The sequence below is a fragment of the Methanofollis sp. genome (genome assembly GCF_028702905.1).
Lineage (GTDB): Archaea > Halobacteriota > Methanomicrobia > Methanomicrobiales > Methanofollaceae > Methanofollis.
Genome location: NZ_JAQVNX010000019.1, coordinates 22,185 through 29,970 on the forward strand (window position 1 = coordinate 22,185; position 7,786 = coordinate 29,970).

The following is a 7,786-nucleotide window of genomic DNA, read 5'->3' on the forward strand; positions in this document are numbered from 1 at the left end:
AGTGATTGGCATGAAGGTTAAAGGAGTTATCAGCGAAGAGCGGGTCACCCTCCCTGATATGAGGGATCAACTCTCTCGGGTTGACGCAAAGCGCCGTGAGGCAGGGCAGGAGATGTCCTATGAACTCCGCCAGAGCATTGAGCATGCCAATCACCTTTCCAAGACGACAGCGGAACAGTCCCGTGCCCTGGTAGACTCCCTTCTCTCCCTTGAGAAGATGAAACCCGACATCGCCTACCGGATCGCCAACATCATGCCCCAGTCAAGGGACGAGTTGAGAGCGATCTACGCCAAAGAGCGGTACACGCTCACCGGCGAGGAACTCGATGCTATTCTGGAGATGGTGATCACCCACCTCTGAGGGGTTTCTATGAAGGCTGAGAAAAAGGAGATCTACGCAGTAGTTGTGGATGTACTTCTTCAGGGACGTGCTGACGACCCGAAACCGGTCTTCAAGCGCGATCCTATCGTGCAGGCGGTCGGGACCGACCAGTTCAAGCTCCTTGAACTGATCCCGAAGAAGGGCGCCGATATCCAGATCCATGATACGGTCTATATCGGGGACGAGGCGCGGGACAAGGTCGAGCGGGTGAAACGCCGGATCGGGCTATCCGATCTGACGAACATGGCACGGCTCGAACTCCCCTTTGCTATCGAGACGATCGTGAAGGCGAACGAGGTACGCTTCGTTACGTTCTTCAATACGGCTGTCCCGATCACGCCGAAGCTCCACATGTTCCACCTGTTGCCGGGCGTCGGAAAGAAACTGATGTGGGAACTTATTCAGGAAAGAGAGAAGAGGCCCTTTGAGAGCTTCGAGGATATTTCCCAGAGGATCAAGTCCCTGCCAGGCCCGGTGAAGCTGATCGTCGGACGGGTGCTCGAGGAGCTCGAGGACCCTGAGGTGAAGTATCGTCTGTTTACGGCAAAATGAAGGCACGGCACGACCAGCATTTCCTCACCGACCGGCGGGCTGTCAGGCGAATCGTCGCCCTCGCTCCTGTTTCCGGACGGCGGGTGCTCGAAATCGGGCCCGGGGAGGGGGTGCTGACCGCCGAACTTCTTTCGGCCGGGGCGAGTGTCGTTGCAATCGAACTCGACGGTGCCCTGGTCGAGGATTTGTCCTCTCGTTTTGCCGTGGAGATGGCGTCAGGACAGTTTGAACTTGTCCATGGCGACGCCGTGAAGATTCCGTATCCGTCCTTCGATATTGTCGTCGCAAATCTCCCCTATTCTGCCTCGTCCCCGATCACCTTCCGCCTCCTTGACGCGGGCTTTGAGAGTGCGGTGCTGATGTACCAGCGCGAGTTTGCCGAGAGGATGGCGGCGCCTGTGGGGACGCCGGAGTGTGGCCGCCTCTCTGTGATGGTCCAGACGTACGCCGACGTGGAACTCTGCTTCAACCTCAAGCCCGGGGCTTTCTCCCCGCCGCCGCAGGTCGCTTCGACGGTGGTCCGCCTCACGCCGCACGATCCGCCGTACTTTATTGCGGACCGCGGGGTGTACGCGGACGTGGTGCGGGAACTTTTCTCCCACCGGCGAAAGACGGTGCGGAATGGTCTCCGCGGCGGGCGTGCCGCCCTCGGTAAGGAGAACGTGGAGAGGGTGGTCCGCGAACTCCCTGAGGAGATCCTCTCGATGCGGCCGGAGGAGTTGTCCCTGATGGTGTTCGCGATGATCGCAAATCTCTGCGTGCCTGCGGAAGAGTGAGTTTTTCCGTCATCCGGGTACAGACCCGGACTCCCGCACTGCCCTCCGATCCCCATTCCCGCTCGCACTCCTGAGGGCCTCCGCGACTCCGGGGTGAGGAGATCGGTTCCGGCAGGAGCATGCGCCCGATGGGGATCGGGCCATTTTCTTTTTTCCGACGCGAAGACCAATTGATCACAATCGACATATATTGTATTAAATATACAATTGGTCATGGATGCCCGAACAGGCGTCTCGCGGGAGGTCGGGCAGATTCGTTCTGCATGCAAGGCCCGGTTCCTCGTATGCCCCTGAATGGTTTCGGGTGTCACCGCGGATGGTCGCTGCAATCCGCGGCCCTCCGGGGAGATGCAGAAAGAGGTGTCGAAGATGAAGACAGAATTAGGCTTTGTGCTGGTGGCACTGCTGCTTGCGACCATGAGCATGCCGGCGGGTGCCGTGCCCGAAGACCCGGACGGGATCGGGGTTCTGCCCGCAATAGTTGTGGGGAGCATGTCCACGGGCGGCGACGGCGATACGGCAGGCGTGTCTGGTTTGGGGCCTCTCACCGCTCCGGCAGGACAGAACACCTTCACGGCGACGTACACTCATGTCAACGACAGGAAATATGACGGACAGGGAGCAATCTTCCGTCTGACAGTCTATGATGCGCATGGCGTGGCGCACACGACCGAAAAAAAGGTCGACTCCGCGGCCAGCGGTGAAATCAGCGTGACTTTCAATTCGCAGGGCAGCGGCGATGCCCAGTATGAACTGTGGTGCGAGACGCACGACCTCTTCGATAGGGAGACGGCATCGGCCCTTGACTACGACGATCTCGACTATGTCTGAAGGGTGATCTGTGTGAATGGCAAAATACTGTACAGCATTGTCCTGGTCCTTGTCCTTGCCGGTGCCCTGGCATATGCGATGTCGTACGCCAGGGAGGACGTTATCGTGGATACCTTCGAGTCCGGCGGCAGGGTCGTCTTTCATGACAACGACTCCCATGGTACTTTCCACCTTGGTGTGGCTTCTGCCGACTTCGAGAAAAATGCAGTTTTTTCGAGTTCTTTCTCTTCAATCGAGACGGGGACGGGAACGAGCACCTTCACCGCCGTATGGAAGAGTATCCGGGAGAATACATTCGGCGGCGCGAAGACGGCCGTCTTCACCCTGACGGTCTGGGATCCCGCGGGTGTGCTGCACAGCACCACCCATGAATCACGGGGGGTTTCTTCCGGGACGCTGAGCATCTCCTTCTCCCCGCATGGACCCGGAGAGGGTCGGTTTTTGCTCACGTCGACCATCTCAGAGAGCAGGCTGAACTTCTCGACTCCCCTCTTCACATAATAGTGATGGGATGGATATGAACGGAAAAACCGGAGCCATGAAACATGGTGTCGACATGGGACTGGACAATGGCATGCACCCGGAAAAGTATCTCCCCCTGATGAAGGGGGCGCTCCTCCGCCCGGCAAAAATCTTCGGGGATGTGCGGGAGGAGACGGCTAGAACAATTCTCGGCTACGGCCTCGGGATCATCTGTCTCAATCTCATCCTGACCTTTCTTCTCGGAACGACCGGCCGCACGCCGGGCCTTCAGGTGCCTGCGGTGGTCGCATCCCTGCTTGCCGTGCCGCTCGGCGCCCTCTGGCTCCATCTCTGGATATACGCCGCCGGTGGGCGGGAGGGGATGGGGAGCACCTTCCGCCTGGTCCTTGTCGCCCTGACCCCCGCGGCCCTTCTTGGCTGGATGCCGGGTGTCGCCCTCTTTGGCTTCCTCTGGTCTCTCGTCATCCTCTTCGTGGGCCTGCGGGAGATGTATCACATCCCGGCGCCACGGGCGGCCGCCGTCCTCCTCCTCACCTGCGGCATCTCCCTCGTCCTGCCGGCCGTCATCGCCATGCTCCCTGGCTTCACGGTCTTCTGGCCGACGATCTGGCAGGTCACCTGGGTCTGAGGGGCGTCTCCCGACAGTGAAGAAGATGAAAGATCATGAAAAAGACGGCAATCGTGTGTTTGGGACTTGTAGCGGCCTTCATGCTTGCCGGACCTTACAGCCTCGTTTCAATCTGTCCTGCCGGTGACGACTGCTATGTCGTGACCGTCGGCGAGGTCGGGAGATGACCGTCAGGCCGCGGCCGACTCCCTGTCCTGCCCCGTCCTATCTTCTCCGAAGGTCGTATCCCTGAGCGCCCCGGCGGCCTCGGCCGTGAGGCGATAGCGGGTCGCCCTGCCGTTCCTCTCGGACTCGACAATCCCATCGGCGATGAGGCGCTTCATGTGCCATGCGACCGTGGGCCCGGCGACGCCGACGGCCCCTGCGATCTCGGACTGGGAGAGGTCGGGCGTCTCCAGAAGGAGGGTAAGGATCTGCTCTTCGGTGGGGCTCCTGAGGTGAAGGAGAATGGTCTGCTCCATCGGCCCGCAGGTGTTTTTACTCTCGAAATACCCGGTCAGGCTGTCCCTCCGGACGGCCCTGATCAAGTGCGCCGCCCTCAGGCAAATGATGTGATACTGCGCCGTGCCGCGGCTGATCCCGGTCACGTGCACGATCTCCGCGAACGAGATGCCCGGACTCTCCCTGATGCAGGCGTAGATCGCCTTTCTCTTCTCGTTGTCGAGGGGGTGGCGCCTGCGGTCCCTTGCGGCGATGACGATGGCGCCGCTGAGGGAGAAGATGATATCTATGATCGGGTATGTCCATTTAGGGCTGTGGATGATGGCGAAATACGATGCCAACCGCATGGGCGGGACCGTCCACCAGGGCACGAAATATTCGTCGTCCACATTGATCATATCTGTGGGCATTTCCGACGGCCCTGGCTCGAAGACGATCTTTGCCGCTGCAGGGTTCCCGGTGACGAGCAGGAGGAGCACGAGCGTCAGAACGATGCAGGGGTCTATTTTTTCCATGATCCTGGGGGCCATGCAGGTGCCCTTGTCAAGGTAATCGGGGAGACAGCGCTTAAACTTTCTGAGACGATCGTCTTTCCGTCCCCCGTCGGGAAGACGGACGTTTCGCAAGCCACATATACAGGCATATCGTACGGCGGTTCATGCACCCCTTCACTGACGCCGTCCTCCTCTTTACCGTCGCCGTGCTGGCCTTCGGGCTCTGGTTCTTCTTCCCCTCCCTGAAGGGGAGAGGGGACGGCATCTCCCGGTCTGAATATGCCTGGTTTGTTGTCTGCCTCCTCCTCATCGCCTTCATCGCCCCTGTCATCTCCATCACCCTGACCTTCTTCTTCCAGTGGCTCGCTGACCCCGCTCATCTTGATTTCTGGTCATGGCTGGTCCTCGTCCTCCTCCTGATTGCCGTCACCGCGGCGGTGCTGGCCTTCGGCATCAGGGAGATCGGGCGCCTGCGGACCGAAAAAATCCCCGACAGATAGACGGTCCGCACAGAAGTGATATATAAAACAGAGACGAGAGTGGCCTTCATGGAAACCGGAATCATGTGGTATCCTCTTCTGGCTATTGGAATCCTGATCTTCGCCGCCGGGTGCACGACGACGCCGACAGACACGTCACCGCCGGCAACGATACCTCTCCCGGCGGAGACGGTGCTCACCCCCCGCCCCGCCGCATCCTCTGACCTCCCGAACTTCGACTATGCGGCCGTCCCGCTCCTCTCCCCCGGCGACACCGACTGGATGACGACGAACGCCTCCTATGTCACCCGGACCGCCCTCAGGGACGAGACGGCGCGGGCGATGTACCTCGGCGGCGGCACCATCGGGGGCGTGCTCCTCTCCTGCCATCCGACGCCCTTCCCCTCGTCGGGGGACGGGTGCGCCCTGGCGCTCAGGATCGCAAACGAGACGGTTGTCGTCGACTTCCTGGTCGATGAAGAGAAAGGGCGGGTGGTCTCGACCGTGACCGAAAGATAACGGAACGGATATATTACGCCACTCTCATCAATGATTTGATGGACCCGGTCGATGTCGTCCTGACAAAGGACGCGTTCGTGGCTCTCGCATCAGAGTCCAGGCTCAGGATGCTGAAAGACCTGAATGTACGCAGGATGACGATCGCCGAGCTTGCCGCCGACCTTCGCCTGGCAAAGTCCACGGTCCACCATCACCTCCGCATTCTCGTCGAGGTCGGATTTGTCGTCGCCGAGGATGAAGGCCATGCCTGGGTATACTATGCCCTCACCCCGGAGGGGCGTGCTCTTCTCTCTCCCCGTGACGGCGTCAGGATCAGGATACTCCTCGTCACCGCACTGCTGATGTTCGTCGGCGGGATCTGTGCCCTTATGAATTCTCTGACAGTTTCATTGCCCCCGGAAGATCCCGTACCCCCCATGATGGGCGGCGGCGGTCCCCCTTTGATAGGAGGCGGAGGACTTCCCGTGCAGGAGGTGCCCCTGTGGGACATGCAGTGCGTCGGGATGGTATTGATGCTGATTGGCAGCGCCCTCGGGGCATACGCATATGTGAAGTGGCGAAACAGCGGTGCGGCGGTGCGTGTCCCTGGCCCGGAAGATGAAGGAGTCGCGTAGCCCTCTCCGAGGGTGTCGATCCGTTCGACCGGAATCGAACGCTTTCCCCGGTTTCATGGCATCCTCCGTGAAAAACATCCGGGGTAAGGGAATGAGAAGAAGAAAATATTCTGACATCAGCGTCCTGGTCCCGGCGTGCTTCAGGAGGGAACACCTCTCATGAAAGGGAGGGTAATCGCCGGCGCCATTGTTCTGGTGTTCTTGCTGGTGATCGGTGCGGCATGCATCTGCCTGTCGGGTGTACCAGCACAGACCTCTCTCTCCGCACCTGAGCAGAAAACCGGGGCTCACACCATCGCCCTGATGCCGGACGAGGAGGATGACATTCCTCTGACCGACGACACCGAACTCGCCGCGTTTGCCCGCGGCGAGATGAACAGACTCGGCATATTCCAGAATGAACTGGCCGGTGCGGTCCCGGGCGATCCTGTCTTCGTACACTCTCTGGACGAGACGAGGCACGACTATTATTTGATCCCCTTTGAGACGGACGGGTTCATCTCCGTCATCGCGCAGGTCTCCATCAAGGGCGATGTCGCGGACTTCAGCAGTGCGTACCCACGCTCTTTCACGACGCAGGACGTCGTGCGGCCGACACGTGAGGAGGCACAGGAAGTCCTCCTGGAGAATGGCTATGACGGGAACCGGAGTGCACGCCTTGTCTGGAAATTCTGCGAGCAGACACGGTCCTCCACCTGTCCGGTATGGGAGTTTGCCCGGGATACCGGCGATACGATCTACGTCGGCTATGACCCGTTCACCGAAGAGATACGCATCTACGATGCACTGACGGAAAAGACGGTCATGGGATAAGAAGTGAGGACAGTATGACCAACACAAAATATCTCCCGGTACTCCTGCCCGTGGTCATCGTGCTGTGTGCAGCGGCAGCGGCGCTGTTCCTGCTCTCTTCCTCTCAGGACGGAGGGAGACCGAAGGGTCTCGTTTGAGACCGTCCCCGCGGCCGAGGTGCCTGAGACCGTCGATGCGGCGCTCACGCCGCCGGACCCGTATGCCGCCCACCCGACCTTTCCGGCGCCGTCGCCGGGGACGTGGCGATCGTCTGGTCCCTGGCGGACGACGCACCGCGATATTACCTTGTCCCGTTCACGCGAGACAGCGGTGCCGTTGCGATCGCGTGGGTGTATCTCCGGGACGACGGGCGTCCGAAGGCCGGGTCCTGGACGCTGGGTGCCGCCGACCTGACGGCATGGCGGCGCCCGTCCCTTGCAGATGCAGAGGGTGCACTCCGCAATGCGGGGTACCGCGACGGAAACTGGACCGCCCGCTGGGTGGAGATGAACTCCGAGCAACCGATCGGGCCGTACTTCTGGGAGTTCGAGAAAGAGGCCGGAGAGAAGGTGTACGTCGGCTATGACCGCTACGACGACCAGGTCAGGGTGTACACGACAGTCACGCCGAAGACGAAAGCAGGGGGGTGAATGCCAGTTGTACATGGAGAGGTCATCCCAAAACTGATCAGAAACGTTTGTCCTGTCGATGAAATTCCTCGCATTTGGTTCTGAAAAATCCTGTTCTGGTGCCTGTTCCGGGGGTTTTCACGCCCCGGTCCCCCCACCATTACGA

Annotated in this window: 13 protein-coding genes; 12 read left to right on the forward strand and 1 reads right to left on the reverse strand. The window is 60.2% G+C overall.

Annotated elements, in window-relative coordinates; translation table 11 throughout:
- Positions 1 to 10: 10 nt before the first annotated feature.
- The 7 genes from PHP59_RS04010 (at position 11) to PHP59_RS04040 (ending at position 3,819) form a co-directional block, all read left to right on the forward strand.
- Positions 11 to 361, forward strand: coding sequence for an RNA polymerase Rpb4 family protein (locus PHP59_RS04010; RefSeq protein ID WP_067053033.1), 351 nt, complete (start codon positions 11 to 13; stop codon positions 359 to 361).
- Positions 362 to 370: 9 nt separating this feature from the next.
- Positions 371 to 934, forward strand: a complete 564-nt coding sequence (locus tag PHP59_RS04015) for a DUF655 domain-containing protein (protein ID WP_300163949.1) — start codon at positions 371 to 373, stop codon at positions 932 to 934.
- Positions 931 to 1,710 carry a 16S rRNA (adenine(1518)-N(6)/adenine(1519)-N(6))-dimethyltransferase RsmA gene (gene rsmA / locus PHP59_RS04020; protein ID WP_300163952.1) on the forward strand — a complete coding sequence of 260 codons (780 nt, stop codon included), beginning with the start codon at positions 931 to 933 and terminating at the stop codon, positions 1,708 to 1,710. The genes PHP59_RS04015 and rsmA overlap by 4 nt, the downstream gene beginning before the upstream one ends.
- 369 nt (positions 1,711 to 2,079) lie before the next feature.
- A complete protein-coding gene (locus tag PHP59_RS04025; RefSeq protein WP_300163955.1) occupies positions 2,080 to 2,541 on the forward strand; it encodes a hypothetical protein in 462 nt (153 codons plus the stop codon).
- Positions 2,542 to 2,553: 12 nt separating this feature from the next.
- Positions 2,554 to 3,042 (forward strand): hypothetical protein, encoded by a 489-nt coding sequence (locus tag PHP59_RS04030; protein WP_300163960.1) that lies wholly within the window; start codon positions 2,554 to 2,556, stop codon positions 3,040 to 3,042.
- 16 nt (positions 3,043 to 3,058) lie between these two features.
- Positions 3,059 to 3,652, forward strand: a complete 594-nt coding sequence (locus PHP59_RS04035) for a YIP1 family protein (protein WP_300163963.1) — start codon at positions 3,059 to 3,061, stop codon at positions 3,650 to 3,652.
- Positions 3,653 to 3,687: 35 nt separating this feature from the next.
- Entirely contained in the window at positions 3,688 to 3,819 is a 132-nt protein-coding gene (locus tag PHP59_RS04040; protein ID WP_300163966.1) for a hypothetical protein, read from the forward strand.
- 3 nt (positions 3,820 to 3,822) lie between these two features.
- On the opposite strand, the gene PHP59_RS04045 is transcribed toward PHP59_RS04040, so the two are convergent.
- The gene (locus PHP59_RS04045) at positions 3,823 to 4,608 is read right to left on the reverse strand and encodes a winged helix-turn-helix transcriptional regulator (RefSeq protein ID WP_300163969.1); all 786 of its coding nucleotides are present in this window, start codon (positions 4,606 to 4,608) and stop codon (positions 3,823 to 3,825) included.
- 143 nt (positions 4,609 to 4,751) lie between these two features.
- Here PHP59_RS04045 and PHP59_RS04050 point away from each other — a divergent pair, with 143 nt between their 5' ends.
- The 5 genes from PHP59_RS04050 (at position 4,752) to PHP59_RS04070 (ending at position 7,641) form a co-directional block, all read left to right on the forward strand.
- Positions 4,752 to 5,087 (forward strand): hypothetical protein, encoded by a 336-nt coding sequence (locus PHP59_RS04050; RefSeq protein ID WP_300163972.1) that lies wholly within the window; start codon positions 4,752 to 4,754, stop codon positions 5,085 to 5,087.
- 48 nt (positions 5,088 to 5,135) lie between these two features.
- A complete protein-coding gene (locus PHP59_RS04055; RefSeq protein WP_300163974.1) occupies positions 5,136 to 5,585 on the forward strand; it encodes a hypothetical protein in 450 nt (149 codons plus the stop codon).
- A gap of 38 nt (positions 5,586 to 5,623) precedes the next feature.
- Positions 5,624 to 6,199 (forward strand): winged helix-turn-helix domain-containing protein, encoded by a 576-nt coding sequence (locus PHP59_RS04060; protein WP_300163977.1) that lies wholly within the window; start codon positions 5,624 to 5,626, stop codon positions 6,197 to 6,199.
- Between the two features lie 159 nt (positions 6,200 to 6,358).
- The gene (locus PHP59_RS04065) at positions 6,359 to 7,012 is read left to right on the forward strand and encodes a hypothetical protein (RefSeq protein ID WP_300163979.1); all 654 of its coding nucleotides are present in this window, start codon (positions 6,359 to 6,361) and stop codon (positions 7,010 to 7,012) included.
- A 239-nt stretch (positions 7,013 to 7,251) separates the two neighbouring features.
- Complete coding sequence (locus PHP59_RS04070) at positions 7,252 to 7,641, forward strand: hypothetical protein (RefSeq protein WP_300163982.1); 390 nt, start codon at positions 7,252 to 7,254, stop codon at positions 7,639 to 7,641.
- Positions 7,642 to 7,786 lie beyond the last annotated feature (145 nt).

What these genes read in the sequence shown, in the direction of transcription:
- rsmA (WP_300163952.1), top strand. Translation starts at nt 931, where the DNA reads ATGAAGGCACGGCACGACCAGCATTTCCTCACCGACCGGCGGGCTGTC.
- PHP59_RS04060 (WP_300163977.1), top strand. Translation starts at nt 5,624, where the DNA reads ATGGACCCGGTCGATGTCGTCCTGACAAAGGACGCGTTCGTGGCTCTC.
- PHP59_RS04040 (WP_300163966.1), top strand. Translation starts at nt 3,688, where the DNA reads ATGAAAAAGACGGCAATCGTGTGTTTGGGACTTGTAGCGGCCTTCATG.
- PHP59_RS04050 (WP_300163972.1), top strand. Translation starts at nt 4,752, where the DNA reads ATGCACCCCTTCACTGACGCCGTCCTCCTCTTTACCGTCGCCGTGCTG.
- PHP59_RS04025 (WP_300163955.1), top strand. Translation starts at nt 2,080, where the DNA reads ATGAAGACAGAATTAGGCTTTGTGCTGGTGGCACTGCTGCTTGCGACC.
- PHP59_RS04045 (WP_300163969.1), bottom strand. Translation starts at nt 4,608, where the DNA reads ATGGAAAAAATAGACCCCTGCATCGTTCTGACGCTCGTGCTCCTCCTG.
- PHP59_RS04065 (WP_300163979.1), top strand. Translation starts at nt 6,359, where the DNA reads ATGAAAGGGAGGGTAATCGCCGGCGCCATTGTTCTGGTGTTCTTGCTG.
- PHP59_RS04035 (WP_300163963.1), top strand. Translation starts at nt 3,059, where the DNA reads ATGAACGGAAAAACCGGAGCCATGAAACATGGTGTCGACATGGGACTG.
- PHP59_RS04010 (WP_067053033.1), top strand. Translation starts at nt 11, where the DNA reads ATGAAGGTTAAAGGAGTTATCAGCGAAGAGCGGGTCACCCTCCCTGAT.
- PHP59_RS04015 (WP_300163949.1), top strand. Translation starts at nt 371, where the DNA reads ATGAAGGCTGAGAAAAAGGAGATCTACGCAGTAGTTGTGGATGTACTT.
- PHP59_RS04055 (WP_300163974.1), top strand. Translation starts at nt 5,136, where the DNA reads ATGGAAACCGGAATCATGTGGTATCCTCTTCTGGCTATTGGAATCCTG.